Here is a 26,213-nt window from a genome sequence, read left to right as displayed (position 1 = left end):
GCGGTCACCAGCCCCGGGTCGGGCGCGGGCCGGCCCGGCCTGGCGGGAGCGCGGCGGAGCGCCTGTCAGGCGTCGGCGTCGAGCGCGAGGAGGTCCGTGACCGTCTCGCGGCGGACCAGGACGCGCGACGCACCGTCGGACACCGCCACGACCGGCGGGCGGGTCAGCAGGTTGTAGTTCGAGGCCATCGAGCGCCCGTAGGCCCCCGTCGCCGCGACCGCGAGGAGGTCGCCCGCGCGGACGTCGCCCGGGAGCAGCACCTCGTGCACGACGATGTCGCCGCTCTCGCAGTGCTTCCCCACGACGCGGGCCAGCACGCGGTCCGCCGTCGACAGCCGCCCGACGACCTCCGCGTGGTACCGCGCGCCGTACAGCGCGGGGCGGATGTTGTCGCTCATGCCCCCGTCGACGGACACGTACAGCCGGGTCAGGCCCTCGTCGACGCGCACGGGCTTGACAGTGCCGACCGTGTAGAGCGTGAGCCCTGCCGGTCCGACGATCGCGCGGCCCGGCTCGATCGAGAACCGCGGCACGTCCGTGCCGACCTCGGCGGCGCTGTCGGCGACCGACGCGGCGATCTCCTTGGCGATGCGGTCGGGGTCGAGCGCGACCTCGCCCGGCAGGTAGGCGATGCCGTACCCGCCGCCGAGGTCGACCTCCTCGACGAGCACGCCCGTCCGCCGCGCGAGCCGCGCCCGCAGTGCGAGCACCGACCTCGCGGCCACGGCGAAGCCGGACGGGTCGAGGATCTGCGAGCCGATGTGCGAGTGGATGCCCAGCAGGCGCAGCTCGGGACGCGCCAGCACCGCGAGCAGCGCGGTCATCGCCGGGCTGTCGTCGTCGGCGTCCGCGACCGTGTCCGATGTCCCCCGCGTCGGCGCGAGCGACAGCCCGAACTTCTGGTCCTCGTGCGCGGTCGAGATGTACTCGTGGCCGCCCGCGTGCACACCCGTGGTCACGCGCACCATCACGGGTGCGGGCTCACCGCCGCGGGTCGCGACCAGGTCGGCCAGCCGCTCGATCTCGACGAGCGAGTCGACGATGATGCGGCCGACGCCCGCGTCGAGCGCCGCCGTGAGCTCGTCGTCGGACTTGTTGTTGCCGTGCAGCCCGATGTCCGCGCCCGGTACGCCCGCCCGCAGCGCGACCGCGAGCTCGCCGCCCGACGCGGTGTCGACGCGCAGGCCTTCCTCGTGCACCCAGCGGGCCACCGCGACCGACAGGAACGCCTTGCCGGCGTAGTAGACGTCGACCTCCGCGCCGACCTGCGCGAACGCCTCGGCGAAGGCACGCCGGTACGAGCGGGCCCGCGTGCGCAGGTCCTGCTCGTCGAGGACGTAGGCCGGGGTCCCGTGCTCCGCCGCGAGGTCCCGGAGGTCGACGCCGGCGACGCGCACGGCACCGTCGTCGCCGCGCGCGACACCCGTCGACCACGGCTCGCCGGGGACGACCGTCGCGGCGTCGTGCAGGTGCGCGGACGGCTGCGGGGCCGCGCCGGTCACATCCGCTCCGGCGCGCTCACGCCGAGCAGACCCAGCCCGTTGGCGAGCACCTGACGCGTCGCGTCGTTGAGCCACAGGCGCGTGCGGTGCACGTCCGTGACCTCCTCGTCGCCCCACGGCGTGACCCGGCGCTGGTCGTACCACTTGTGGTACGACCCCGCGAGCTCCTCCAGGTAGCGCGCGACGCGGTGCGGCTCGCGCAGCTCGGCGGCCTGGTTGATCACGCGCGGCAGCTCGGCGAGGCGCCCGAGCAGCACCGACTCCGACTCGTGGTCGAGCAGCGACGCGTCGAAGCCGTCCTCCTTGCGGACGCCCGCGTCGGCGGCGTTCCGGCCCACGTTGACCGTCCGCGCGTGCGCGTACTGCACGTAGTAGACGGGGTTCTCGTTCTTCGCCGACGCCAGCAGGTCGAGGTCGAGGTCGATCGACGAGTCCGCCGACGACCGCGCGAGCGAGTACCGCGCGGCGTCCACGCCGACCGCGTCGACGAGGTCCTCGATCGTGAGGACGGTGCCCGCACGCTTCGACATGCGGACCGGCTCGCCGTCCTTGACCAGGTTGACGAGCTGCCCGATGAGGATCTCGAGGTTGACGTGCGGGGTGTCGCCGAACGCCGCGCACACCGCCATCATCCGGCCGATGTACCCGTGGTGGTCGGCGCCGAGCATGATGACGACGCGGTCGAAGCCGCGCTCGCGCTTGTCCAGGTAGTAGGCGATGTCGCCCGAGATGTAGGCGCCCTCGCCGTCGGACTTGATGACGACGCGGTCCTTGTCGTCGCCGAAGTCGGTCGTGCGCAGCCACACGGCGCCGTCCTGCTCGAAGACGTGCCCGCCCTGGCGGAGCCGCTCGACGGCCCGCTCCACGGCGCCGGACTCGTGCAGCGTGTCCTCGTGGAAGTACACGTCGAAGTCGACCCCGAAGTCGTGCAGCGACTGCTTGATCTCGGCGAACATCAGGTCGACGCCGCGTGCACGGAACGCCTCCGTCGCCTCGTCGAGCGGCAGCGAGCGCGGGTCCGGCTCGCCCGCGGCGAGCGCGTCCGCGACGACCTGCTCGGCGATGTCGGTGATGTACGAGCCGCCGTACCCGTCCTCCGGCGCGGCCTGGCCGAGCGCGCGGGCGACGAGCGAGCGCGCGAACCGGTCGATCTGCGCGCCGTGGTCGTTGAAGTAGTACTCGCGGGTCACGTCCGCACCCGCCGCCTCGAGCACGCGCGCGAGGCTGTCGCCGACGGCCGCCCAGCGGACGCCGCCGATGTGCAGCGGACCCGTCGGGTTGGCCGACACGAACTCCAGGTTGAGGCGCACGCCCGCGAGCGCGTCGCCGTGCCCGTAGTCCACGCCCTGCTCGACGATCGAGCGCGCGAGCTCGCCCGCCGCGGCCGCGTCGAGACGGATGTTGAGGAAGCCGGGCCCCGCGACGTCGACGGACGCGACACCCGGGGTGTCACCGAGCCGGCGCGCGAGCTCCTCCGCGAACGCGCGCGGGTTCGTGCCCGCCTTCTTCGCGAGCTGCATCGCGACGTTCGTCGCCCAGTCGCCGTGCTCGCGCTGCCGCGGTCGCTCCAGGTGCACGGTCGCGGGGATCGCGGCCGCGTCGAGGGCGAACGTGCCGTCGTCGACGGCGTGCACGAGAGCGGCCCGGAGGGCCTCGGAGAGCTGGGCGGGAGTCACCCGTCAAGGGTAGGGGAACGCCGCCGACGGCCGGACGCGCGTCCGGGTCCTGCACCCGTCCGGCGCGCGCCGCTCGTGGGCCGCACGACGCGGCGCGCCGACCAGCCGAAACGGTGGCGTGGGGGCACCCGTCGGTGTTGACTTCGCCCATGCACGGACAGGCGACCTGACGCATGGCGCGACGTCCCGGACTCATCGACACCGCCGTCGACGCGCTCCGCAGCCGCATCACCTCGGGCGAGTGGCCCGTCGGCTCGCGCATCCCTCCCGAACCCGCCCTCGTCGACCTGCTCGGCGTCGGCCGCAACACGGTCCGGGAAGCCGTGCAGTCGCTCGTGCACGCCGGGCTGCTGGAGCGCCGGCAGGGATCCGGCACGTACGTGCTGTCCAGCTCGGAGCTCGCGGTCACGATGGGCCGGCACATCGCCGACGCCCGGCAGCGCGACGTCGTCGAGGTGCGCCGCGCGCTCGAGGTCGAGGCCGCCCGGCTCGCCGCACGTCGCCGCACCGCGACCGACGCGTCCGCGCTGCTCGACGCACGCGACGCCCGCGCCGCCGCCTACCAGGCCGGCGACCTCGACAAGATGGTCGTGACCGACCTCGACCTGCACCGCACGATCGTGCGGACCGCCGCGAACCCGGTCCTGGTCTCGCTGTACGAGAACCTGCTCGACGCGATCGGCGAGAACATCCGGTTCAACTTCGTGAGCGACACGCACGGGGGCGACGCGCACGACGGGCTGGTCGAGGCGATCGTCGCCGGGGACGACAGCCGGGCCGTCGCGGAGACGTCGGGGTACCTGTCCGCGTTTCTCGGCGAGGCCTGACGGGCTGATACGCTGGCGCTCGCTTCCGGCCCGCACGTCTGCGTGCGAGCCATGCGCCCGTAGCTCAGTGGATAGAGCGTCTGCCTCCGGAGCAGAAGGTCGTAGGTTCGAATCCTATCGGGCGCACCCCTTGAGGGCCGCTCCGCATCGCGCGGGGCGGCCTTCGTCGTCCCGCCGCGTCGCGGACCGCCGGCCGTCCGAGCAGGACGCGCGACCAGGACAGGGACGTAAGTCCCTGAAGCCTGTGAGTCGTCGGTGCAAACGTGGTGGAACCGTCCCGAAAGGGGCACCCGTCACCGACGACGGGTGCGTCGTCGACCTGGATGCCGCGACCCCGACGGGCGGCCGGCCGCCCCTGGGTCGCGACCCGGCCCCGGGTGCCCGCTCGACAGGAGGGCCCCATGTCACCGCACCGCGCCCCGTCGGCCCGCGCCAGGACCACCGTCGGCAGCCGTCGATGGAGACGCGTCGCGGCACTCACGGCGCCGGCCGCGCTGGTCGTCGCCCTCGGAGGTCTCGGGCCGGCCGCCGACGCGGCCGCGGGCGCCGGCTCCCCGGTCACCGCCCTTCCCGCCGGCCCGACGGACGAGTCGGTCGTCCCGCACTACTTCGGCCCGTACCCGAACTGGGCCAACAGCCCGTTCACGCTGCCCGACGCCGCCGTCACCGTCACGGGCGACGGCGAGGGCGCGACAGCCTCCGCCACGGTCGACCCGACCACGGGCGGGATCGCCGCGATCACGGTCACCGACGCGGGCTCCGGCTACACCGGGGCGACCGTCACGATCGCCGGTGGCGACGGCAACGCGGTCGCGACAGCCACGGTCTCGACCAGCGGCGTCGTCACCGGCTACACCGTGACCGCGGCCGGCGCCGGCTACTCCGGCTTCGCCGTGGCGGTGGCCGGCGGCGGCGGGACGGGTGCGACCGCGCTCGCGTCCGGCGGCGTCGACGCCGTGACGATCACCGAGGGCGGCGCCGGGTACACCATGCCGACCGTCGACTTCGACCTGCCCGCGCTGCCCGACGGGCGGCAGGCGAAGGCGCACGTGCCGTCCGTCGCCGCGGGTGACGCGGTCGACGGCATGGACTCGAACGGCACGATCACCGCGATCGTGGTTGACGACCCGGGGGCCGGCTACACCGAGGCACCGGGCGTCGCGATCCACGACGGCACCCTGTTCGACCCCATCGCCGGCGCCACCCCCGCGGTCGCGACGACGACGCTGCAGCTCTCCGGCGTGACCGCGCAGGACCTCGGCGCGGGCTACACGGGGACGCCCACGGTGACGGTGACCGACCCCGTCGGGACCGGCGACGGCGCGACGGCCACGGCCCGCACCGACGTCGGCGCGGTCACCGGCATCGACGTCACGGACCCCGGGACCGGCTACCTGACCGTCGGGATGCGCAAGTTCCAGGACGCGCTGCCGCTGCCCTGCGACCCCGCCGGCGCGGGCTGCCCGACCGACCCCGCCGCGAAGTTCCTGCCTCTCGCCGTCCCGGAGGCGAAGACCTATGCCGGCGTCGAGGCCGACGAGTACGTCTTCGGTCTCGTCCAGTACCGCACGACCTTCTCGTCCGACCTGCCGCCCACGCTCACACGCGGGTACGTCCAGCTCGAGACGGCCGACAACGCCGACGTGTCCCAGCACGTCCCGCTGGTCAACGAGCTGCTCGACGGCACGGCCGCTCCGGTCGTCGACCCCGCCGGGAACCCGTACCTGGCGGTGACCCGGCCGCAGTTCCTGGGCCCGATCATCGGCGCCACGAAGGACCGCCCCGTGCGGATCGTCTTCCGCAACCTCCTGCCCACCGGGGCGGACGGCGACCTGTTCCTGCCGACCGACTCCAGCCTCATGGGCTCCGGCACGGGACCGATGGAGACGGCCGCGCCGGCCGACCTCGGCACCGTGACGGACGAGGTGCGCAACCCCGACTGCACCCAGTACCCCAAGCCCGACGGCTGCTTCGCCGACAACCGGGCGACGCTGCACCTGCACGGTGGCATCACGCCGTGGATCAGCGACGGCACGCCGCACCAGTGGATCACCCCGGCCGGCGAGTCGACCGGGTGGCCGCAGGGCGTCTCGGTGAGCGAGGTACCCGACATGGGGGACGTCTGCGCCGCGGCGGACGACGGGTGCCAGACCTTCTACTACACCAACCAGCAGAGCGCGCGGCTGATGTTCTACCACGACCACTCGTGGGGCATCACGCGCCTCAACGTGTACGCGGGCGAGGCCGCGGGCTACGCGATCACCGACCCGACCGAGCAGGCGCTGGTCGACAGCGGCACGATCCCCGGGGCGGGCGACACGCTGCCGCTCATCGTCCAGGACCGCACGTTCGTGCCGGGCGCCGCGCAGCTCGCCGCGCAGGACCCGACCTGGGACACCGCGCGGTGGGGCACCAAGGGCAGCTTCTGGTACCACCACGTCTACATGCCCGCCCAGAACCCGGGCGACCCGTCCGGCATGAGCGCGTTCGGGCGCTGGATGTACGGTCCGTGGTTCTGGCCACCGGCCACCGCGACCACGTACGGCCCGATCGACAACCCGTACTACGACGCGACGTGCGACCTCGACGACCCGGCCACCTGGCAGTACGACACGGACCCGTTCTGCGAGCCCCGGGAGATCCCCGGTACGCCGAACGTGTCGGTCGGGATGGAGCAGTTCAACGACACCCCGATCGTCAACGGCGTCGCCTACCCGAAGGTCACGCTGGACCCGAAGACGTACCGGCTGCGGGTGCTCAACGCCGCGAACGACCGGTTCTTCAACTTCCAGTGGTGCGTGGCCGACCCGTCGCAGGGCGACGGCACGACCGAGGTCGCGCTCAAGCCCGCCGAGCTCGAGGCCGCGCAGACCGACCCGACCGTGTTCCCCACCCCGGTCGGGGCGAAGAACAGCACGTACGGCCCCGACTGGGTGCAGATCGCCAGCGAGGGCGGGTTCCTGCCCGCACCCGCCGTGATCGACGGCCAGCAGCCCACGACGTGGATCACCGACCCGACCCGGTTCGACGTGGGCAACGTCGACCAGCACTCGCTGCTGCTCGCGCCCGCCGAGCGGGCCGACGTCCTCGTCGACTTCTCGGCGTTCGCCGGCCGGACGCTGATCCTCTACAACGACGCACCCGCGGCGTTCCCGGCACGCGTGCCGTCGTACGACTACTACACGGGTGGCCCGGACCTCAGCCCGATCGGGGCGCCGACGATCCTGCCCGGGTACGGCCCGAACACCCGCACGGTCATGCAGGTGACCGTCTCGGCCACGGCTCCGGCACCCGCGCTCAACCTGACCCGCCTGCAGAACGCGTTCAAGCACAACGCGCAGGGCACCGGGGTGTTCGAGTCCGGCCAGCACCCGATCATCGTCGGGCAGGCCGCCTACAACACCGCGTACGGCAGCGGCTTCCCGACGGCCAGCAACTGCAACGCCAAGGGGTCGGCGCTGCAGCGCTGCGACGGCCTGGTCCGCGTCAACGACACCACGACGTTCGGCTTCAACACGTTGCGGGCGCAGTCGACGAAGTCGACCATCGGGCTCGAGCCCAAGGCGATCCACGACGAGATGAACGCGACGACGTTCGACGAGTTCGGCCGCATGCAGGCCAACCTCGGCGTCGAGGCGCAGCCGCCGTCACCGGGTGCGCAGAACGTCACGCTCTACCCGTACGTCAACCCGGCCACGGAGATCATCGACGGCACCAGCCTGCCGACGGGGGACGTCAAGGTCACCCCGATCTCCAGCACCGCGGACGGCACGCAGGTGTGGCGCGTCACCCACAACGGCGTCGACACGCACCCGATCCACTTCCACCTGTACGACGTGCAGCTGGTCAACCGCGTGACGTGGGACAACATCGTCATCCCGGCCGACGCCAACGAGCTGGGGTGGAAGGACACGGTGCGCATCGCGCCCCTGGAGGACACGATCGTCGCGCTGCGGCCGGTCGTGCCGAAGGTGCCGTTCGAGGTGCCGAACTCGGTCCGGAACCTCAACCCGATGATGCCGACGGGCTCGACGGCGATGTTCAACAACGTCGACGTGCAGGGCAACCCCACCGCGGCCGTCACGAACAGGCTCGTGAACTTCGGGTGGGAGTACGTCTACCACTGCCACATCCTGTCCCACGAGGAGATGGACATGATGCGGCCGGTCAGCCTCGCCCTGCCGCCGTCCGCACCAGGGGCGCCCACGCTGACGAGGACCGGGCAGGGGAACCGGGCGCGCATCGTCGTGACGTGGCCCGACGCCTCGATCACCGAGACGGACTTCCAGGTCCAGCGCTCCACGGACGGGACGACGTGGGCCGCCGTCGGGACGGTCGCCCAGCCGCTCACCGGCAACACGCACGGCACCCGGACGTTCACGGACCCGACGTCGAGCGCGTCGGCCGCCGCGCTCTACCGGGTCGTCGCCCGCAACACCGTCGGCTACGGCGGGGCGTTCCCGTCCCGCACCGTGCAGTCGGTGTCGGCCGCGGTCGGCGTCAACGCGCCCACCGCACCGACCGGCCTCACCGCGTCGCTCCAGGCCGGACCGGGCGTGCGGCTCGCCTGGACCGACACCTCGGGCAACGAGTCCGGGTTCGTCGTCCAGCGGTCCACCGACGGCACGACGTGGACGCAGGCCGGCACGACCGCGGCGAACGTGCGCACGTCCACGGACACCACCGCCGCGCTCGGCAGCACGTACTCGTACCGGGTGGCCTCGACGAACGTCGCCGGCACGGCGTTCGGCAACCCCGTCGCCGTGACCGTCGCGGCGCCGCCCGCCCCTGCACCGGCGGCGACCGCCGCCCGGCAGGGAGGGAACGAACGGATCACCGTGACCTGGGCCGACGTCGCCGGCGAGACCGGCTACACCGTCCAGTGGAGCGCGGACGGCACGACGGTCACGGGCTCGTCGGCACGGCCCGCGGGCAGCACCACCTACACGACGGGCAACCTCGCCCGGCAGGTGTGGCACGTCCGCGTGGGCGCGACCAACGCGCTCGGCACGTCGTGGTCGGCGTGGCAGCCAGTCCCGGCGGCCCCGTGACGCCGGCGTAGGCCCGCGCGACGCACGACGGGCCGGGGGCATGCTCCCGGCCCGTCGTGGCGCGTACGGCGTCAGATCGTGCGCGGCGCCCGGGCGAGGTTCTCGACCAGCTCCGCGCGGTTCTGGCGGACGACGTAGGCCGGGCGGTCGCGCTCGACGCGCCACGACTCGCTGAGCGGCGAGACGTCGACCGTGTCGAACCCGAGCGCGTCGTAGAGGGCCGTCACGTGCTCCACGGCCTCGGGGTGGTCGCTCGACGTGGCGAGGGCGCGGCGCCGGGCGCTGCCCGCGGGGTGCCCGTCCGTCGTGATGTCCGGGGCGCCGATGTGGTTGAACGCCTTGACGACCTTGGACGTCGGCAGGTGCTCCTGCAGGAGGCCGGACGTGGTCTTCTCGCCACGGTCGAGGGCCTCGACGTGGCCGTCGCGCTCCCAGTAGTAGTTGTTGGTGTCGAGCACGACCTTGCCGGCCAGCGGCTCGACGGGGATGTCGGCGATCGCGCGCAGCGGCACGGTCACGACGGCGACCTCTGCGGCTGCGGCCGCCTCCGCGGCGGTGGCGGCGCGCGCCTGCGGGCCGAGGTCCGCGACGAGCGCGTCGAGCGTCTCGGGCCCGCGGGAGTTGGCGATGACGACGTCGTGGCCCAGCCCGATGACGGCGCGGGCGACCTGGCTGCCGATGTGACCGGCGCCGATGATTCCGTAGGTGGTCATGTCCGGTGCAATCCGACCGCGGGGGTCGCCATTCCCGGGCCGCGGAGGCGTCCACCCGTCGGACTCGGGGGGCGCCGCGCCGGGACTCACGGTCGCCCGGCCGGTCGGACCGTTGACGGGCTCCCGCCGCGACCGGTCGATGGACCCGAGGCGGGCCCGGCGTCGGGGTCGACGACTGGCTCGGCCCGTTCCGGTACAAGGGTCAGCGCACGGCGACCTACGACTGGGTGCGGTACACGCGCTACTGACGGTCGTCGCGGGGCGGTCGGGCGACGGGTGCCCCCGCCGCCCGACCCTTCCTCCCCTCGGGCGCCGGCACGCGCCCGTCGGACTCGGCACCGGAGCGCGCCCACGACGGACGAGGGCGCAGGACCGGACGGAGGGCGCGGTCGGGCCGGTGCTGAGCGGCCGGACTGGAAGCGGTTCCAGTGCGGCGCGTCCTCATGGTGCTGCGCGCATGTCAGAGCCGTCAAGCCCTCACGACGCAGGAGCGGATCCCCGCACGACGAGCGTCGTCGGGAGCAGGACGGGCTCCACCGGGTGCCCCTCGGTCGCCTGCACGAGCGCAGCCGCGAGCTCGGCGCCGAAGCGTCGGATCGGCTGGCGCACCGTCGTCAGGGGCGGGTCCGTCTGCTGCGCGACGGGGAGGTCGTCGTACCCGACGACGGCCACGTCGTCCGGCACCGACCGGCCGCGCGCCCGCAGGGTGCGCAGCGCGCCCGCCGCCATGTTGTCCGAGCCGGCGACCACGCCGTCGAGGTCGGGGTGCCGCTCGAGGAGCCGCTCGGTCGCCCGCTCACCGGAGTCGGCGCTGAAGTCGCCGTCCTCGACCCAGACGTCGGCACCCGCCGCCCGGAGCGCGGCCTCCGCACCGCGGCGGCGGTCGACGGGTGCGCGCAGCTGGTCGCCGCCCGTGATGATGCCGACCCGCCGGCGACCCGTCGCCAGCAGGTGCTCGGCCGCGCGGCGGCCGCCGTCCTCGTTGTCCACGTCGACCCACAGGCCGGGGTCCCCGTGCAGCGGCCGGCCGCCGAGCACCACGGGGCTGTCGGTCGCGCGCGCGACCGCGAGCAGCGGGTCGTCGCCGCGCGTCGCCATGAGCATCAGGCCGTCGGTGCGCCGCGACCGCAGCGCACGCTCGAGCCGGGCCCGCCCGCGGTCGGAGGCCGCGAGCAGGAGCGTGAGGTCGAGGTCCGCCTCCTCCAGCACGCCCGCGACGCCCACGATGACCTCGACGTAGAACGGGTCGGCGACGAGCGCCGGGTCGTCCCCCGACACCGCGAGGACGACGGCACCGGCGCGGTTGGTCGCGAGCGCGCGGGCCGTCGCGTTCGGTACGAACCCGAGCTCCTCGACCGCGCGCGCGACCGCGGCCCGCTTCGCGGGCGAGACGTTCGGCTCGCCGTTGACCGCCCGCGACGCCACTGTGCGGGAGACGCCGGCGCGCCGCGCCAGGTCGTCGAGAGTCGGACGGCGGCCCACGACCCCTCCTCGTCGACGGCGCCCGGGCTTCCTCCCGGCGGCTACCTCCACGCTAGCGGGCGGTCGCGGCCACGTCCGGCAACGTCGGCGCGGCGCGCGCCACGACGTCGGGGCGTGGGTCCGAGGTCCCGGCGCCGTCCGGCGGCCAGGGCGGCGGGCGCGGCCTTCATCGGTTCTTGACCGATCGTGAGCGGGACGTGCGGGGAGGGCCGAGACGGTGGTCCCGCGCCGGAGAGCCCGGCGCTCGCACGGGAGGACACCTCGATGGTCGCCACCGCACCCACCACCGCCGGGCCGACGCGTCCGGCACCCGACGTCGCGCGCGGACGTGCACTCCGCACCGGCGTCGTCGCGCTCGTCAGCCTGGCCGTCGCCGCCGTGGCGCTCACCCTGCCGCCGTGGCCCGCGGGCGAGGACATGGGGTCGACGCACTACATGGGGCTGCTCGCGGCGAACCAGCCGTGGAACCTGCTGCTGTTCATGGCGGTCCCCGTGATCCTCGCCGAGACCATCGCGGTCTCCGAGATCGCCATCCTGTTCCGCCGGCCGGTCTCGCCCGTCGTCGCCGCGCTCAACCGGTACGCGGGCCTGGTCGCCGGGTTCTACTTCCTCGGCGTCGTCGTCTACCTCACCAAGCACGCCGTCGTCCCGCTCACCGCGTCCGGTGGCTGGCGCGGGCCGGCGGACGTGATCGCCGTCGGCTTCTACCTGCTCGGGATCGTGCCGCTGGCCGGCATGACGCTGCTCGAGACGCGGGCCGTCGGCGCGGGCTGGGACGACGAGCACCGCCTCAAGGTCCACGCGACGCTGGTCGGGCTGTTCCTCGTCGTCGCGCACGTCGCGATGATCGCGGGGATGCTCGACCCCGGCGTGCTCGGCTGGCAGCCGACCCACGTCATGGACGACGGCTCGAGCATGGCCGGGATGACGCACTGAGCGCCCGCGCCCGGGCGGCGGGCTCGGCGTCAGGCGGGCGGCAGGGTCACGGTGAACGTCGCGCCCGCGCCGGGCCCGTCGCTCGCGGCCGTCAGCGTCCCGCCGTGCGCCTGGACCAGCGCCCTGCTGATCGCGAGCCCGATGCCCGACCCGCCGTGGCCGCGGTCGCGTGCGGTGTCGACGCGGTAGAAGCGCTCGAGCACGTGCGGCAGGTGCTCGGGCGCGATGCCCTCGCCGGTGTCGGCGACGCGCAGCGCGACCTGCCCGTCGGGCTCGTGGGTGGCGGCGAGCACGACGCGGCCGCCGGGCGGGGTGTGCCGGAGGGCGTTGTCCAGCAGGTTGTCGAAGACCTGTGCGAGGCGCGTCCGGTCGACGGCGACCGGCGGCAGGCCGTCGGTCACGTCGAGCCCGACCTCGACGTCCGCGACGGCGGCGCGCTCGCGGACCGCGCCGGCGGCCGCGTGCAGGAGGTCGGCGGGGGCGACGGGCTCGCGGTGCAGCGTGAGGTCGCCCGACTCGGCGCGCGTCACGGCGGCGAGGTCGTCCGCGAGGCGCGTCAGGCGCGCGCTCTGCTCGCGCAGCACGGCCAGGGTGTCCTCGTCGAGCGGCTGCACGCCGTCCTCGATCGCCTCGAGGTAGCCGGCGATCGTCGCGACGGGCGTGCGCACCTCGTGCGCGACGTCCGCGAGCAACCGGGCGCGCAGCCGGTCGGACTCGTGCAGGCGGGCCGCCATCGCGTTGAACGACCGGGCGAGGTCGTCGAACTCCGTGCCGAGACCCGGCTCGGGGACGCGCGAGTCGTAGGCGCCCGCACCGACGCGCGCGGCGGCGGTCGAGACCGTGGCCAGCGACCGGCCGATGCGGCGGTTGAGGACCACGCCCACGACCGCGGAGACCAGCGCCGCGGCGCCGAGAGCGAGCGCGAGCGAGACCGTGCCGGCGTCCTGGAAGGCCTGCTCGGCGTGCACGACGGCCGCGTCGTGGTCGGCCATGCCCGCGCTCGTCATGTGCTCGTGGAAGAGGCCCGGCCCGACGGCGGCCGCCACCAGCCACGCCGTCACGGCGGCGGTCGCGAGCACCACGACGAGCGCACCCACGAGCAGCGCGCCCAGCCCCCACGCCGCCGCGCCGCGCCGCGCGTCGCCCGTCACGCGCCCGCCCCGATCCGGTACCCGACGCCGCGGACCGTCCGGACGTAGCGCTGCGCCTCCGCGGTGTCGCCGAGCTTCTGCCGCACGTGCAGGACGTGGACGTCCACGAGGTGCTCGTCGCCGACCCAGCCCGGACCCCACACGAGGTCGATGAGCGCGCGCCGGCTGAGGACCCGTCCCGGGCGCTCCGCGAGCGCCGCGAGCACGTCGAACTCGGTGCGGGTCAGCGGCACCGGCTCGCCACCGCGGTCGACCTCGCGCGCGTCGACGTCGACCCGCAGGTCCCCGACCACGAGCACCCGCCCGGCCGGGACGGCCGCCACCGGTGCGGCTCGCCGCGGGCGGCGCATCAGCGCGGCGACGCGCGCCATGAGCTCGCGCGGGCTGAACGGCTTGGTCATGTAGTCGTCGGCGCCGACGGACAGGCCGACGACGGTGTCGACCTCCTCGGCGCGCGCGGTCAGCATGACGACGTAGCAGTCGGAGAACGTGCGCAGCCGACGGCACACCTCGACGCCGTCGAGCCCCGGCAGGCCGAGGTCGAGCACGACGAGGTCGGGGTCGACCTCACGGAGCACGTCGACCGCGAGCGCACCGTCGTGGCAGACCGTCGTCGCGTAGCCGTCGCGCTCGAGGTAGCCCGCGACGAGGCGCGCGAGCGGCTCCTCGTCGTCGACGACGACGGCCCGGCGGGCGGGGGCGGGCGGCGCGGTGGTCACGGTCACCATCTTGTCCGGCGCGACCCGCCGGACCCGCGACCTTCATCGAACCTTGATCCGACGACGAGCCGCCCTGCGGGGCGCGCGAGCGACAGTGGCCGTCTCCGGGCGGTCGACCGAGGCCCTCGGAGGCACGCACCGCACCCGGAAGGACCCGTCCCGTGAGCACCACCGTCCGTCGCGCCGCCTGCGCGACAGCCGCCCTGACCCTCGCCGCCACCCTCGCCGCGTGCGGCGGCGGCGCCCCGGCGGGGACCGCCCCCCGACCCGACCGCGCGACGACGAGCACCACGCAGCCCCTCGACGCCCGGCACGACGAGACCGACACGTGGTTCGCGCAGATGATGGTCGTCCACCACGAGGGGGCGATCGAGATGGCCGGGCTGGCCGTCGACCGCGCCGCCACGCCGGAGGTGCGCGACCTCGCGCAGCGCATCGCCGACGCGCAGGGGCCGGAGATCGCGCTGATGAGCGGGTGGCTGGCGGCCTGGGGCGAGGACGCGCCCGGCGGGACGGACCATGGCGGGATGGACCACGGCGGGATGGACATGCACGGCATGGGCCAGGACGAGGCCATGGGGTCGCTCGACGGGCTCGACGGGGTCGCGTTCGACCGCGCGTTCCTCGACCTCATGATCGCCCACCACCGCGGTGCCGTGGCGATGGCGGAGACCGAGCTCGCCGAGGGGACGCACCCCGACGCGATGCGACTCGCGCGCACGATCGTCGACGACCAGACGGCCGAGATCACCGAGATGCAGAACCTGCTCGCCACGCTGTGAGCAGCGGTGACGAGGAGGCGACCGGCGCGATCACGTACCGTCTTCCGGTGCCGCACGACGACTTCCCCGCCGACCGCAGCCCCGCGGAGGCCGGCCTGCCCGGGCTGACCGCGTGCGCGCTGTGCGCCGGGGAGACGCTCGACGGCGTCGACGACCTGCCCGGCGGCCAGGCGGAGCGTCTGCGGCGGCTCGCGGAGGGCGGCGTCGCGCGGCTGACCTTCGTCGACTGCCTCGACGAGTGCGAGCGCGGTGACGTCGTCGTGGCACGCCCGACCGCGCACTGCCGGCGGGCCGGGGTGGCACCCGTGTGGTTCGAACGACTGGCCGGCGACGGGCCGACCGCGGCCCTCGCCGAGTGGTTGCGCCAGGGGGGTCCTGGCGGGGGCCCTCCCCCGGCAGCGCTCCGCGACCTCGTGATCGACCGCGGGACGGCCGACGACGACGCCCCGGCGCACGACGGCGACACGCCGGCGCACGTGCACACCGCGTAGCGGCGCGGACGGCGCGCGGCGGCTGTCACGCTCGCGTCGGCGGTCGCGCCGACGTCGACCCCAACGGAACCGGCTCGCCATCCGTCATGACGGGGTGCCGGGGGACGCCGGGACGGCCGAGGCGAGGAGCGACGTGCACTGGGACGAGGTGCTGGACGAGCTGGTCCGCGAGCGCGGTCCGGCGCTCCTGCGGTACGCCTACCTGCTGACGGGCGACGCGGCCGACGCGCAGGAGCTCGTGCAGGACGCGCTCGTCTCCGTGCTGTCCCGCCGCGCCCGGCTGCGCGAGCCCGCGGCGGTCGAGGGGTACGTGCGCCAGACGGTGCTGCGGACCTACGTCGACGGGTACCGCCGGCGGCGCCAGTGGCTGAGGGTGCGGCACCTCGTCGCGACACCCGACACGTCCGCCGGTCCTGCCGACGGCGTCGACGCCCGGCAGGACGTCGTCGCGGCCCTGGCAGGGCTCGCGCCGCGGGTCCGCGCGTGCGTCGTGCTCCGCTACTTCGAGGACCTCACCGTGCCGGAGATCGCCGACCGGCTCGACCTCGCGACCGGCACCGTCAAGCGGTACCTCAGCGACGGCGTGCGTGCGCTCGAGCACGTGCTCGGACCCGTCGCGACCGACCCGACCGAGATCCAGCTCGTGACCCCGAGGAGCGCCCGATGAGCACCGACCTCCGCACCGCCCTGCACGACGTCGCGGCGCGCGCGCCGCTCGGCACGCTCGAGGCGGCGGCTCTGCACCGGCGGGTCCGGCGACGCCGCGCCGCCCGGGCCGCGGCTCAGGGCACCGCCGGGCTGGGCCTCGCGGGGGCGATCGCCGTCACGGCGACCCACGGCGTCGACCTGCTCGGCGGCCCCACCTACCCGGCCGCTCCCGCGCCGCTCCCCGCCGACGAGGTCGCGTCGACGCTGCCGGCCGCGGACGACGCGGCCGAACCGGGCACGTGCGGCTGGCAGGTGCGCGCGCCCGAGCACGCGTCCCCGTGGCACCTCGGCGTGAACCTCGGCCACTACCCGCAGCACCCGCGCTCGTCCCTCCCGGTCGGGGTGACGGTCGAGAGCACGACCTCGCAGCGGATGCCCGCTCCCGTGCGCGTCGTCGCGGAGCGGGACGGCGTCGTCGTCGCCGCGTCGAGCGACGCCTTCGACACCGGCTCGTCGATGGTGCCGGGCACGACCAGCGGCGGCCATCACCTCGCGCTCGTCACGTGCGGCGGCCCGGACGACCACCTCGCGCTGCCCGACGGCTCGTACACGCTGCACGCGGTCCTCGCCGACCCGAGCACCGGTGAGGTGCTGGCCCTCAGCCCGGGCGAGCCGCTCGTCGTGGCCGGGAACGCGCGCGCGCCCTGGTGCGGGGCGGGCGTCGGCGTGGTCCCGGAAGGGGACGGCACGCTCGAGGTCGGCGGCACGGTCGGCGCCGACGGGCGCTCCGCCGACCTGACCCTGACCTGGGGGGCCGGCGAGCGCGGGTGGGAGGGCGACGAGGAGGCGCTGCTGCTCGACGAGCGCGTCGTCCTCGTCGACGCGGCCGGGCGCATCGTCGGGGACTCGCGCACCTGGTCCGAGGAGACGTCGTCGGTGGCCGGGACGCTCGCCGCCGGCCGGACGACCTCGATCTCGGTGCAGTGGACGACGGCGTCCTGCTCCGGGGACGCCCTGCCCGCCGGCTCCTACACCGCGTATGCGCTCGTCACGCTGGCGCCGACGGGTGCCGAGGGCGTCACGTCGAACGTGCTCGGCGTCGGCCGCCTCGGCGGCGAGGTCGTCGTCCCCTGACCCGGGGCCGTCCGGCGCGAGCCGCTGGCGGTGACCGGCGCGGCGACGCCGCCCGCGACCGACGGCCCCGTCCGCGAGCGCGGGACGAGGGCCGTCGGCCGGGAGCGGGTGCTCAGACGTGCGGCGTCACCGGTAGGTGATCGACGACGTCGAGTAGCCGCAGGCCGCGGACGGTCCGGAGCCGATCTTCGACGGCTCGCCGGAGGTCACGCCCTTGTACTCCTCGCAGATCGCGATCTTCTTCGAGGAGTCGCCGTGGATCTGCACGTTCGTGATCGTGGCCTTGTCGCCGAGGTTCGAGTTGATGCCGACCAGCGACTTGCCCGGCGCGGTCACCTTGACGTTGTCGACGACGACGGTCCGCGCGTACTGCTTGGAGCAGTTGCCGCACGAGCGGTAGAGCTTGCCGAAGTCCGAGACCTGGAAGTTCTTGATGACGAACTTCCCGGGGCCGTTGTGCTGGAACACCTTGTCCGACGCCGACCGCGCACCGCCGCCGTCGACCGTCATGACCTGCGACGACGACGAGCCCTTGAGCGTCGCGGCGTCCTCGCCGACGTCCTCCCACCACACGTTCTGCAGCGTGCAGGTGCCGGTGCAGTGCACGCCGTCGCCGGCTCCGGTGCCGATGATGACGTTCTTGAGGACGGCGCCGTCGGAGAGCTGGAAGATCGGCGGCTGCGACTCGTCCTGGTCGCCGGAGGAGATGCCGTAGTACCGCACGTACCCGCCGTCGAACGTGCCGGAGACGTTGATGGTCGACGAGACCTTCGTGGCGCTGGTGGCCGACGGCCAGGCCGGGAACGACCCGCCGTTCGACGGGGGCGGGGTGGTGGTGCCGCCGCCCAAGCCGACCTTCACGAGGTCGAACTGCTGGTTGTACTGGTTGTTGTCGGTCAGCTGCGTGATCGTCGCGCCGTCAGCCGTGGACCGGTCGGTGACGGTGACGGCCTTGCCGCTGTGCCGGTTGATCAGCCGGATGCGGCTGCCCTCGGAGTCGCCGAGCTTGAACTGCTGGTTGGTGCCGTTGAGGTCGCTGTACTGCCGGAACTCGCCGCCGTCGGCGGTGCTCCAGCCCCACAGGTCGAGGACCTTGCCGGAGTGCCGGTTCTGGAGCTTGTACCAGCCGGACCCGGCGTCGACGAACCTCCACTGCTGCCAGTTCCCGTCGTTGCGCGTCCACTGCTGCACGACGCCGCCGTCGGCCGTGGACCAGTTGGCGACCTCCATCGCCTTGCCGCTCTGCCGGTTGAGCAGCACGTAGTACGCGCCGGTGTCGACGCTCGCGGCCGACGCCGTCGTCGCGGCGGTGAGGCCGACGGTCGCGGCGACGGCCGTCGCGGCGAGTCCCGCGAGGAACGTCCGCCAGGGGCGCCGTCGCCCCTGGATCGTTGTACGACTCACTGCTGATCCCTCCTTCTGGTAAGGGCTTTCCAAGCCAGTGACCCACGCGCGCGCGTCCGCGTAAACCGTCGAAGCGTTTACGTCTCCGCCCCCGCCGGCCACGACCGCGCACCACCGCCCCGGTCAGGACCGCGCCCGCGACCGGGCGCGCCGGCCGCGGCGCTTCGTTAGCGTCGGGCGCAAAGGTCGGTCACGGGGAGGACGGCGGATGCACCACGTCGAGGTGTTCCTGCTGGTCGCGGGCGCTGTCCTCGTCGCCGCCGCGTGCCGCCGACGCGGCCTCCCGTCCCCGCTCGTCATCGTCGCGATCTCGCTCGTCGTGTCGCTGGTCCCCGGTGTACCGCGGTACGAGATCAACTCGGAGATCCTGCTCGAGTTCGTGCTCCCCCCGCTGCTCTACTCGGCCGCGCTCGCGAGCTCGTACCGCGACTTCCGCGCGCAGCTCAACTCGATCACGCGGCTCGGCGTCGGGCTCGTGCTGCTCAGCGCGCTCGCGGTCGCGCTCGTCTTCTGGGCGCTCGAACCCGCGGTGTCGTTCGCGGTCGCGTTGGTCCTCGGCGCGGTCGTCGCACCACCCGACGCGGTGGCCGCCGCCGCGGTCGGCCGCCGGCTCGGCCTCCCGCGGCGCGTCATGACGGTGCTGTCCGGCGAGAGCCTCATCAACGACGCGACGTCGCTGACGCTGTACAAGGTCGCCCTCATCGGCGCAGCCACGGGCGCGTGGGCCTTCGGCGGCGCGCTCGGCACGTTCGCCGTGGCGGTCGTCGCCGGCGTGGGCGTCGGACTCGCGATCGGCTGGCTCGTGCACGCGATCCGCGTGCGCCTCGACGACCCCGTCGTCGCGTCGGCGATCGGGCTGCTCACGCCGTTCGGCGCGTACTGGGCGTCGGAGGCGGTGCACGGGTCGGGGGTCCTCGCCGTCGTCGCCGCAGGTCTGTACCTCGGGCACACCTCACCGCGGGCCGGCTATGCGACGCGGCTGTACGAGGAGCCGATCTGGTCGACGCTCGACATCCTGCTCGAGTCGTTCACGTTCGCCCTCATCGGCATCCAGCTCCCGTGGATCATCCGCGACCTCGTCGCGTCCGACCAGGGCCTCGGCCACGCGGTCACCGTCTCGCTGGCGGTGCTCGCCGTCGCGGTGCTCGTTCGGCCGCTCTACGTGTTCGGCACCGCGTGGTTCGACAACCTGCGCCTGCGCGGCAGCCACCGCCCGGAACGCGACGCGCTCACCGTCCGCGAGTCCGCCGTCGTGTCCTGGGCCGGGATGCGCGGCGTCGTCACGCTCGCCGCCGCCGCGGGCATCCCCGCGACGATCGACGGCGGACCCTTCCCCGACCGCGCGACGATCCAGCTCGCCGCCTACACGGTCGCGATCGGCACGCTGCTCGGGCAGAGCCTCACGCTCCCGTGGGTGATCCGTCGGCTCGGGGTCGGGTCCGACGACGAGGCGGCGGCGGACGCGACGCAGGAGGCCGCGACGCGGATCGCGACCGCCGACGCGGTGCAGCAGGTGCTCGAGTCGAAGCGCGGCGACCTCGCGAAGGTGGTCGGGCAGCCGGCGGCGGACGAGGCGATCGACGCGCTGTCCGCGCGCTGGCGGGGGCGCGCCGCCGCCGCGGCCGTCATGCTCGACCCCGAGAACGCGCCCGACCTGCTGCCCGACGACGTCGACGCACGCGAGAGCACCCGCGGGCTCGGACCCGTCGGCAAGGCGCGCGACGGCCGGCTCCCCGGCGCCGCCGAGGGCCGCCGCACCCAGCAGTTCCGCCGCGAGATCATCGCCGCGCAGCGCGAGGTGCTCATGCGGCGGCGCGACTCCGGCGAGCTCGACGAGACCGTCATGCGGCGGATGATGCGCGAGCTGGACCTCGAGGACGAGAGCCTGTCGTCGTCCTGGCTGGAACGCGTGCGCGACTGACGACCACGCCGATCGCCCCGACGGACCTGGCCCGGCGCGGATCTCGGCCGCTACGGTGCTCCGCGTGCAGACCAGGGGGCGGCGACGCGGCGCGATCACCGTCACGGCCGTCCTCGTGGGCATCGCCGCCCTCGGGGCGCTGGCGGTCGCGACGCTCCGGGCGACCAGACCGCTGACGCCGGACCAGCTCGCGGCACGCGAGACCCTGCTCGACCTCCTGAAGACGACGCGCATGTCGTCGTACCACCCGGACATCGACGGGTTCGTCCGCGCCGCGACGGGCGCGCCGTCGAGCGCGGTGCTGGTCGCGTCCACCCCGGCCGTGGAGGGCGGCGACCTGATCGGCACCCTGACCTTCGCCGTCACCCTGCCCGAGCTCGCAGACCCGCCCATGTTCTCGTTCGACCAGCGCGAGGTCGACCCCGGGCCGCACTGCTTCCGCGTGACGTTCACCCCGTACGGCAAGGCCGGCGAGTGGGGCACGCCCGAGGGCGTCCGGCCGACCGGCTGCCCCGACGACACGACCCCGATGACGCCTCCCCCGTCCGACGACCCGGTGGTGGCCGTCGACGCCCGCGACGCCGCGTGGCAGGTCCTGGAGGACCTCGACCCGACGGGCACGCCGGACCCCGACGACGTCGCCCGGCAGGTCACCGCGCGGCTGACCCCGCCCTCCGACGGCCGACCGCTCGCGGAGGTCACCGCCGTCGTGGACGGCACCGACGTCGGCGTCGCGACGGGCGGCCCCGACGACTGCGTGCTCGTCGCCCGCGTCGACGGCACCGTCGCGGACGTCCACGTCGCCCCGGTGCAGCTCCAGCCGGGCGAGGCGGGGTGCACGGCGTGGACGGCGCTCGCCGGTCTCGACGCGCCGCACTGACAGCAGGCCGGTGCGGCCTCCGGCCTGCTCAGTCCGGCGCGTGCCGGTCGAGGAACTCGTACACCTCGGTCGTGTCGACGCCCGGGTAGGCGCCGACGGGCAGCGCGGCCAGCAGCGAGGCGTGCGGGCGGGCCGAGGGGCGGGCCTGGTCGCCCCACCGCTCGGCGAGCGTCGACGGGGGCCGCCGGCAGCAGGTGGGGTCGGGGCAGCGGCTCGTCGCGCGCTCGGTCGTCTCGCGCCCCTGGAACCAGCGGACGTGCGCGAACGGCACGCCGACGCTCACCGAGAACGCGCCCTGCGACGACGTCTGGACCCGCGAGGTGCACCAGTACGTGCCCGACGACGTGTCGGTGTACTGGTAGTACGGCGTGAACCGGTCGGCGAGCGTGAACACGACCCGAGCGGTCCAGTGCCGGCAGACGGGCTGCCCCTCGATCGCGCCGAGCGGGTCGGACGGGAAGACGACGCCGTCGTTCTCGTACGCCTTGTGCAGCGTGCCGCCCTCGTGGACCTTCATGAAGTGCACCGGGATGCCGAGGTGGCGCGTCGCGAGGTTGGTGAACCGGTGCGCGGCGGTCTCGTAGGGCACGGCGAACTGGTCGCGCAGGTCCTCGACCGACAGCCGTCGCTCCGCCTTGGCGGCCTGCAGGTACGCGACGGCACCGTCCTCGGGGAGCATGAGGGCGGCCGCCATGTAGTTGGCCTCGACGCGCTGGCGCAGGAAGTCGCCGTAGCTCGTCGGCTCGGCGTGGCCGAGCACGTGCGACGCGAGCGCCTGCAGCAGCGGGGACCGGCTGTCGCTCACGCCGGCCCCGCCCTGCGGCAGGTAGATCCGGCCGTGCGCGAGGTCGGTCACGGTGCGGGTCGAGTGCGGCAGGTCGGGCACGTGGTGCAGCGAGAAGCCGAGGTGGGCGGCGATGTCGGCCGTCGCGCGCTGCGACAGCGGGCCACCCGCGTGCCCGACTGCTGTGAGCAGCTCGCGCGCGTGGGCCTCGAGCTCGGCGAAGTAGTTGTCCTGCGCGCGCATCCGGGCGCGCAGCTCGGCGTTCGCGCGACGCGCCTCCTCGGGGGTGGCGGCGTTCTCGGTGAGCAGGCGCTGCACCTCGCCGGCCAGCCGGACCAGGGCGTCGAGCGCGTCGGTCGGCAGCGACTTGCCGACCTTGACCTCGGGGATCTGCAGCGACGCGAACAGCGGGCCGCGCTGCGTGCGCTCGAGCTCGACCTCCAGGGCGGCGCGGCGCGTGGGCGGCTCGGGCCGCAGCAGCTCCGCGACCGGGACGCCCAGGGCGTCGGCGACGGCCGACAGGACGCCGACGCGCGGCTCGCGGTGGCCGTTCTCGAGCATCGACACCTGCGACGGCGCGCGGCCGATCGCGCGGCCCAGGTCGTCGAGGGTCATGCCGCGCGCGGTGCGCAGGTGCCGGATCCGGCGGCCCAGGACGAGCGTGTCGAGCGCGCCGGACGACGGGGGCGGGGGTGCCGCGGGACGGGGCGACGTCGTCGTCATGACCCCACGGTGCCAGCCCGTCAGGCATTCCGTCCATGAGAAGGAGTGCGATCCTTCCGCGCCTGGAAGCGGTCTCATGGGGCAACCATGACGGCACCTTCGCAGGTGGAGCGCGCTTCTTCCGTCCCCGCAGCGCGCGACCCGCGCGGACGGACCCGGCTGCCGGTCCTTCCGTCGTCGGGAAGAACGCCGGAACTTCACCGTCGACGGACAGGCCTGTGCGGCCTCCGGACGACCACGGTGGAGGTGCGGGCGGAACCGGACCCCTCCGGTCGACCGCCCGCACCAGACGGCCCGCACCGGCGCGGCCGTCACGATCGGACCGGGAGGTCACCCGATGAGCACCGCCACCGACCCCGCCCCCACCACCACGACGCTGCCGGGCGACCGCACCCAGGACGCGGCCGAGCTCGCGCACGTCTGGGCGACCGACCCGCGCTGGGCGGGGGTCCGCCGGACCCACTCGGCGCAGGACGTCGTCGCGCTGCGCGGGTCGGTCGGTGAGGAGCACACGCTCGCCCGACGCGGCGCGCAGCGGCTGTGGCAGCTCCTGCACCAGCGCACGCACGTGCCCGCGCTCGGCGCGCTCACGGGCAACCAGGCGGTGCAGCAGGTCCGCGCTGGCCTCGAGGCGATCTACCTGTCGGGCTGGCAGGTGGCGGCCGACGCGAACCTCTCCGGCCAGACGTACCCCGACCAGAGCCTCTACCCCGCGAACTCGGTGCCGGCCGTCGTGCGGCGCATCAACAACGCGCTGCTGCGGGCCGACCAGGTCGAGGTCGCCGAGCACGGGCGGGCGTCGCGGGACTGGCTCGTGCCCGTCGTCGCGGACGCGGAGGCCGGTTTCGGCGGGCCGCTCAACGCCTACGAGCTCATGCACGCGATGATCGCGGCCGGTGCCGCGGGCGTGCACTGGGAGGACCAGCTCGCCGCGGAGAAGAAGTGCGGCCACCTGGGCGGCAAGGTGCTCGTGCCGACCGCGCAGCACGTGCGGACGCTGTCGGCGGCCCGGCTCGCCGCGGACGTCGCCGACGTCCCGACCGTGATCGTCGCCCGCACCGACGCGCTCGGCGCGGACCTGCTGACCAGCGACGCCGACGAGCGCGACCACGCGTTCCTCACGGGCGAGCGCACCGCCGAGGGCTACCACCGGGTCGAGCCGGGTCTCGACGCGGTGGTCGCGCGGGCCGACGCCTACGCGCCGTTCGCGGACCTGCTCTGGGTCGAGACGTCGACGCCCGACCTGGCGCTCGCGATCGAGTTCGCCGAGCGCATCCACGAGCGGCACCCCGGCAAGCTCCTCGCGTACAACTGCTCGCCGTCGTTCCACTGGCGCCGCCACCTCGACGACGCGCAGATCGCGCGGTTCCAGCGCGAGCTCGCCGGGTACGGGTACGCCTTCCAGTTCGTCACGCTGGCCGGCTTCCACGCGCTCAACCACTCGATGTTCGACCTGGCTCGCGGCTACGCGCAGCGGGGCATGTCCGCCTACGTCGACCTGCAGCAGGCCGAGATCGCCGCCGAGGCCGACGGCTACACCGCGACCCGCCACCAGCGCGAGGTCGGCACGGGGTACTTCGACCGGGTCGCCACCGCGATCTCGCCCGACGCCTCGACGCTCGCGCTCGCCGGCTCCACCGAGACGGCCCAGTTCACCCACTGACCGCACGACCCGCTCGACGCCGCCGCTCACGCCGCGTCGAGCCTGCACCCGGAGGTGCACCATGACCGTCCTGACCCCCGCCCGCGCGCCGCTGACGGGCCCCGTGATCCAGCCGCACCTCGACGTCGTCGGGCCCACGGTGCCCGGCTCGGCCGAGATCCTCACGCCCGAGGCGCTCGACTTCGTCGCCGACCTGCACACCGTGTTCGGCACCCGCCGCACGCTGCTGCTCCGCGAGCGCCAGCTCCGCCGCGACCGCATCGCGAACGGCGCCGACCCGGGCTTCCTGCCGCTGACCGCGGGCATCCGCGCCGACCGGTCGTGGCGCGTCGCCGGTCCCGGCCCGGGCCTGGAGGACCGGCGCGTCGAGATCACCGGCCCGTGCGACCGCAAGACGACCGTCAACGCGCTCAACTCGGGCGCGCGCGTCTGGCTGGCCGACCTGGAGGACGCGACGAGCCCGACGTGGGAGAACGTCGTGGGCGCGCAGCACAGCCTGTTCGACGCGATCCGCGGGGACGCCGACTTCACGTCGCCGGAGGGCAAGGAGTACCGGGTCGGCGAGCAGACACCGACGATCGTGTTCCGCCCGCGCGGGTGGCACCTCGCCGAGAAGCACGTCGAGCACGTCGACCGCGCGGGTCAGCGGTACGGGGCGTCCGCGTCGCTGGTCGACGCCGGGCTGTACCTGTTCCACAACGCGCACGCGCTCATCGACTCCGGCCGCGGTCCGTACCTGTACCTGCCGAAGATCGAGAGCCACCTCGAGGCGCGGCTGTGGGACGACGTGTTCCGCTTCACCGAGGCGTACCTCAGTCTGCGGCACGGCACGATCCGCGCGACCGTCCTCATCGAGACGATCACGGCCGCGTTCGAGATGGAGGAGATCCTCTACGAGCTGCGCGACCACTGCGCGGGGCTGAACGCGGGCCGCTGGGACTACATCTTCAGCATCGTCAAGACGTTCCGGTCGCGCGGCCGCCGCTGGGTGCTGCCGGACCGGTCGCGCGTGACGATGACGGTGCCGTTCATGCAGGCGTACGCGGACCTGCTCGTCGCGACGTGCCACCGGCGCGGGGCGCAGGCGATCGGCGGCATGAGCGCGTTCGTCCCGAACCGGCGCGACCCCGAGGCCAACGAGCGCGCGTTCGCGCAGGTCCGCGCCGACAAGCAGCGCGAGGCCGGGCAAGGGTTCGACGGCACCTGGGTCGCGCACCCCGACCTCGTGCCCGTCGCGCAGGAGGTCTTCGACGCGACGCTCGGCGACCGCCCGGACCAGCGCGACGTGCAGCGCCCCGACGTCACCCCCGACGCCGCCGCACTGCTGGACGTGGCCTCGGCGGGCGGCACCGAGCCGGGCGCGGTCACCGACGCGGGCCTGCGGACCAACCTGTCCGTCGCCGTCCGCTACCTCGAGGCGTGGCTGCGCGGGACGGGCGCGGTCGCGATCGACGGGCTCATGGAGGACGCGGCCACCGCCGAGATCTCCCGCTCGCAGGTGTGGCAGTGGGTGCACCACGGCGTCGTCACCGACTCCGGGACGACGATCACCGCGGACCACGTGCGCTCCGTCCTCGCCGACGTCCTGGCCGGGCTCCCCCGCACCGCGGACGACCGCTACGACGACGCCGCGGCCCTCGTCGAGGAGGTCGCGCTGGGCGACGACTTCCCGACGTTCCTCACGGTCCCGGCGTACGCGCAGCACCTCGTCGTGCGTCGCTGACCT

19 protein-coding genes and 1 tRNA gene are annotated in these 26,213 nt (G+C 74.4%); 12 read left to right on the top strand and 8 right to left on the bottom strand.

The window, feature by feature from the left end; all coding sequences use genetic code 11:
• Window positions 1-65 precede the first annotated feature (65 nt).
• Both lysA and argS read right to left on the bottom strand, forming a co-directional pair.
• Window positions 66-1,502, bottom strand: coding sequence for a diaminopimelate decarboxylase (lysA, locus tag GXP71_RS01780; protein ID WP_238402561.1), 1,437 nt, complete (start codon window positions 1,500-1,502; stop codon window positions 66-68).
• Window positions 1,499-3,178 carry an arginine--tRNA ligase gene (gene argS, locus GXP71_RS01775; protein WP_162351247.1) on the bottom strand — a complete coding sequence of 560 codons (1,680 nt, stop codon included), beginning with the start codon at window positions 3,176-3,178 and terminating at the stop codon, window positions 1,499-1,501. Before argS ends, lysA begins: the two co-directional genes overlap by 4 nt.
• A gap of 173 nt (window positions 3,179-3,351) precedes the next feature.
• Here argS and GXP71_RS01770 point away from each other — a divergent pair, with 173 nt between their 5' ends.
• The 3 genes from GXP71_RS01770 to GXP71_RS01760 all read left to right on the top strand — a co-directional run bounded on the left by GXP71_RS01770 (window position 3,352) and on the right by GXP71_RS01760 (window position 9,056).
• Entirely contained in the window at window positions 3,352-4,005 is a 654-nt protein-coding gene (locus GXP71_RS01770; RefSeq protein ID WP_162351246.1) for a FadR/GntR family transcriptional regulator, read from the top strand.
• A gap of 53 nt (window positions 4,006-4,058) precedes the next feature.
• Window positions 4,059-4,131, top strand: a tRNA-Arg gene (locus GXP71_RS01765).
• Between the two features lie 275 nt (window positions 4,132-4,406).
• Window positions 4,407-9,056, top strand: coding sequence for a multicopper oxidase domain-containing protein (locus GXP71_RS01760; protein ID WP_162351245.1), 4,650 nt, complete (start codon window positions 4,407-4,409; stop codon window positions 9,054-9,056).
• A gap of 71 nt (window positions 9,057-9,127) precedes the next feature.
• Here GXP71_RS01760 and GXP71_RS01755 read toward each other — a convergent pair whose 3' ends face one another.
• Complete coding sequence (locus tag GXP71_RS01755) at window positions 9,128-9,769, bottom strand: NADPH-dependent F420 reductase (RefSeq protein ID WP_162351244.1); 642 nt, start codon at window positions 9,767-9,769, stop codon at window positions 9,128-9,130.
• A gap of 477 nt (window positions 9,770-10,246) precedes the next feature.
• On the bottom strand, window positions 10,247-11,251 hold the full coding sequence (locus tag GXP71_RS01750; RefSeq protein ID WP_202924315.1) for a LacI family DNA-binding transcriptional regulator: 1,005 nt from the start codon (window positions 11,249-11,251) through the stop codon (window positions 10,247-10,249).
• A gap of 264 nt (window positions 11,252-11,515) precedes the next feature.
• Here GXP71_RS01750 and GXP71_RS01745 point away from each other — a divergent pair, with 264 nt between their 5' ends.
• The gene (locus tag GXP71_RS01745; protein WP_202924314.1) at window positions 11,516-12,187 is read left to right on the top strand and encodes a DUF6803 family protein; all 672 of its coding nucleotides are present in this window, start codon (window positions 11,516-11,518) and stop codon (window positions 12,185-12,187) included.
• A 29-nt stretch (window positions 12,188-12,216) separates the two neighbouring features.
• On the opposite strand, the gene GXP71_RS01740 is transcribed toward GXP71_RS01745, so the two are convergent.
• Window positions 12,217-13,338, bottom strand: coding sequence for a HAMP domain-containing sensor histidine kinase (locus GXP71_RS01740; protein ID WP_162351243.1), 1,122 nt, complete (start codon window positions 13,336-13,338; stop codon window positions 12,217-12,219).
• Window positions 13,335-14,066: a response regulator transcription factor gene (locus tag GXP71_RS01735; protein WP_162351242.1), complete on the bottom strand. Its 732-nt coding sequence runs from the start codon at window positions 14,064-14,066 to the stop codon at window positions 13,335-13,337. The genes GXP71_RS01740 and GXP71_RS01735 overlap by 4 nt, the downstream gene beginning before the upstream one ends.
• A 152-nt stretch (window positions 14,067-14,218) precedes the next feature.
• On the opposite strand from GXP71_RS01735, the gene GXP71_RS01730 reads away from it, so the two are divergent.
• The 4 genes from GXP71_RS01730 to GXP71_RS01715 all read left to right on the top strand — a co-directional run bounded on the left by GXP71_RS01730 (window position 14,219) and on the right by GXP71_RS01715 (window position 17,112).
• Window positions 14,219-14,839 carry a DUF305 domain-containing protein gene (locus GXP71_RS01730; RefSeq protein WP_162351241.1) on the top strand — a complete coding sequence of 207 codons (621 nt, stop codon included), beginning with the start codon at window positions 14,219-14,221 and terminating at the stop codon, window positions 14,837-14,839.
• A gap of 47 nt (window positions 14,840-14,886) precedes the next feature.
• Complete coding sequence (locus tag GXP71_RS01725) at window positions 14,887-15,330, top strand: hypothetical protein (protein WP_238402559.1); 444 nt, start codon at window positions 14,887-14,889, stop codon at window positions 15,328-15,330.
• Between the two features lie 133 nt (window positions 15,331-15,463).
• On the top strand, window positions 15,464-15,997 hold the full coding sequence (locus GXP71_RS01720; RefSeq protein WP_162351240.1) for a SigE family RNA polymerase sigma factor: 534 nt from the start codon (window positions 15,464-15,466) through the stop codon (window positions 15,995-15,997).
• Window positions 15,994-17,112 (top strand): hypothetical protein, encoded by a 1,119-nt coding sequence (locus GXP71_RS01715; protein ID WP_162351239.1) that lies wholly within the window; start codon window positions 15,994-15,996, stop codon window positions 17,110-17,112. The genes GXP71_RS01720 and GXP71_RS01715 overlap by 4 nt, the downstream gene beginning before the upstream one ends.
• Window positions 17,113-17,238: 126 nt before the next feature.
• Here the strand turns inward: GXP71_RS01715 and GXP71_RS01710 are convergent, their stop codons facing one another.
• Window positions 17,239-18,516: a pectate lyase gene (locus GXP71_RS01710; RefSeq protein WP_238402557.1), complete on the bottom strand. Its 1,278-nt coding sequence runs from the start codon at window positions 18,514-18,516 to the stop codon at window positions 17,239-17,241.
• A 208-nt stretch (window positions 18,517-18,724) separates the two neighbouring features.
• Here GXP71_RS01710 and GXP71_RS01705 point away from each other — a divergent pair, with 208 nt between their 5' ends.
• Both GXP71_RS01705 and GXP71_RS01700 read left to right on the top strand, forming a co-directional pair.
• Window positions 18,725-20,437, top strand: a complete 1,713-nt coding sequence (locus tag GXP71_RS01705; protein WP_162351238.1) for a sodium:proton antiporter — start codon at window positions 18,725-18,727, stop codon at window positions 20,435-20,437.
• 64 nt (window positions 20,438-20,501) lie between these two features.
• The gene (locus tag GXP71_RS01700) at window positions 20,502-21,317 is read left to right on the top strand and encodes a hypothetical protein (RefSeq protein WP_162351237.1); all 816 of its coding nucleotides are present in this window, start codon (window positions 20,502-20,504) and stop codon (window positions 21,315-21,317) included.
• A gap of 28 nt (window positions 21,318-21,345) precedes the next feature.
• On the opposite strand, the gene GXP71_RS01695 is transcribed toward GXP71_RS01700, so the two are convergent.
• Window positions 21,346-22,824, bottom strand: a complete 1,479-nt coding sequence (locus tag GXP71_RS01695) for a helix-turn-helix transcriptional regulator (RefSeq protein ID WP_162351236.1) — start codon at window positions 22,822-22,824, stop codon at window positions 21,346-21,348.
• A 337-nt stretch (window positions 22,825-23,161) separates the two neighbouring features.
• Here GXP71_RS01695 and aceA point away from each other — a divergent pair, with 337 nt between their 5' ends.
• On the top strand, window positions 23,162-24,487 hold the full coding sequence (gene aceA, locus GXP71_RS01690; RefSeq protein ID WP_162351235.1) for an isocitrate lyase: 1,326 nt from the start codon (window positions 23,162-23,164) through the stop codon (window positions 24,485-24,487).
• Between the two features lie 61 nt (window positions 24,488-24,548).
• Window positions 24,549-26,210: a malate synthase A gene (aceB, locus tag GXP71_RS01685; RefSeq protein ID WP_162351234.1), complete on the top strand. Its 1,662-nt coding sequence runs from the start codon at window positions 24,549-24,551 to the stop codon at window positions 26,208-26,210.
• Window positions 26,211-26,213 lie beyond the last annotated feature (3 nt).

It is taken from the genome of Cellulomonas sp. H30R-01 (assembly GCF_010119915.1).
Lineage (GTDB): Bacteria > Actinomycetota > Actinomycetes > Actinomycetales > Cellulomonadaceae > Cellulomonas > Cellulomonas algicola.
This window is presented reverse-complemented; position numbering and strand designations above follow the sequence as displayed.